This is a genomic window from Nostoc sp. (assembly GCF_035638895.1).
Taxonomy (GTDB): domain Bacteria; phylum Cyanobacteriota; class Cyanobacteriia; order Cyanobacteriales; family Nostocaceae; genus Nostoc.
The window spans coordinates 1-1986 of record NZ_DASQZC010000511.1 but is presented as its reverse complement, the minus strand read 5'-3'; the positions used below and the strand labels follow the sequence as shown (position 1 = coordinate 1986).

Annotated in this window: 1 rRNA gene; it reads right to left on the bottom strand. The window is 51.2% G+C overall.

The window, feature by feature from the left end:
• Positions 1-1952: ribosomal RNA gene (locus VE944_RS25615) — 23S ribosomal RNA — on the bottom strand; the annotation flags it as partial.
• Between the last annotated feature and the right edge of the window lie 34 nt (positions 1953-1986).

Below are 1986 nucleotides of genomic sequence, written 5' to 3'. Positions count from 1 at the left end.
ATTCCTATTTCGCCGAGTCTCTCTCTGAGACACCATCCAGATCGTTACGCCTTTCGTGCGGGTCGGAACTTACCCGACAAGGAATTTCGCTACCTTAGGACCGTTATAGTTACGGCCGCCGTTCACCGGGGCTTCGGTCGTCAGCTTCAAGGCGAACCCCTGACCAACTTCCTTAACCTTCCGGCACTGGGCAGGCGTCAGCCCCCATACGTCCTCTTTCGAGTTAGCGGAGACCTGTGTTTTTGGTAAACAGTCGCCTGGATCTCTTCACTGCGACCCACGTCTTAGGTGGGCACCCCTTCTCCCGAAGTTACGGGGCCATTTTGCCGAGTTCCTTAGAGAGAGTTATCTCGCGCCCCTTGGTATTCTCAACCTCCCTACCTGTGTCGGTTTCGGGTACGGGTATGATGCTTTCATCGCATTACGAGCTTTTCTTGACACTATCCTTTACCAAACGGAGTTCGTAAACTCCTCCCAAACCAATCAGGGTATGGCTATCTTTCATGCGTCCCTCGCAATGCTCCCACATCATAGTCAGGGATTATTCACCCTGTGTCCATCGACTACGCCCTTCGACCTCGCCTTAGGACCCGACTAACCCTCCGTGGACGAACCTGGCGGAGGAACCCTTAGGGTTTCGGGGCATTGGATTCTCACCAATGTTTGCGCTACTCAAGCCGACATTCTCACTTCCGTTTCGTCCACAGCTGCTCGCCGCTACTGCTTCTACCTAACACGGAACGCTCCCCTACCGATTGATACTTAAATCAATCCCACAGCTTCGGTACATCGCTTAGCCCCGTTCATTTTCGGCGCAGGAGCGCTTGACTAGTGAGCTATTACGCACTCTTTTAAGGTTGGCTGCTTCTAGGCAAACCTCCTAGTTGTCTATGCACTCCCACCTCCTTTATCACTTAGCGATGATTTGGGGACCTTAGCTGGTGGTCTGGGCTGTTTCCCTCTTGACAATGAAGCTTATCCCCCACTGTCTCACTGGCAATGTGTTCTCTGGGTATTCTGAGTTTGTCTCGATTTGGTACCGGTTTCCCAGCCCGCACCGAAACAGTGCTTTACCCCCCAGATTTAATCATTACCGCTGCGCCTAAACACATTTCGGGGAGAACCAGCTAGCTCCTGGTTCGATTGGCATTTCACCCCTAACCACAGCTCATCCGCTGATTTTTCAACATCAGTCGGTTCGGACCTCCACTTGGTGTTACCCAAGCTTCATCCTGGCCATGGTTAGATCACCAGGGTTCGGGTCTATAAACACTGATTTTCGCCCTCTTCAGACTCGGTTTCCCTTTGGCTCCGGCATTCTCGCCTTAACCTACCAGTGCCTATAAGTCGCCGGCTCATTCTTCAACAGGCACGCGGTCAGACGTTAAATCGTCCTCCCACTGCTTGTAAGCTTACGGTTTCATGTTCTATTTCACTCCCCTTCCGGGGTTCTTTTCACCTTTCCCTCGCGGTACTGGTTCACTATCGGTCACACAGTAGTATTTAGCCTTACGAGATGGTCCTCGCTGATTCACATGGGATTCCTCGTGCCCCATGCTACTCGGGATTCAGCTACTATCCTTGAGTTTTCGACTACAGGACTTTCACCTTCTTTGGTGCAGTATTTAGCTGCTTCGTCTAACCGCCAGATTCGATATCGCTGTCCCACTACCCCAAAGGATAAATCCTTTGGTTTAGGCTCTTCCCCTTTCGCTCACCACTACTCAGGGAATCTCTTTTGATTTCTCTTCCTCCAGCTACTAAGATGTTTCAGTTCGCTGGGTTGGCTCTTTCCTGCCTATATATTCAGCAGGTAGTATTTAGGGTTGCCCCATTCGGAAATCTCCGGCTCAATGTCTGCTTCCAACTCCCCGGAGCATATCGTCGGTAACCACGTCCTTCTTCGCCTCTGTGTGCCTAGGTATCCACCGTAAGCCCTTATTAGCTTGACCACATTACATTGGTTTATCCATGCACACACTTTCA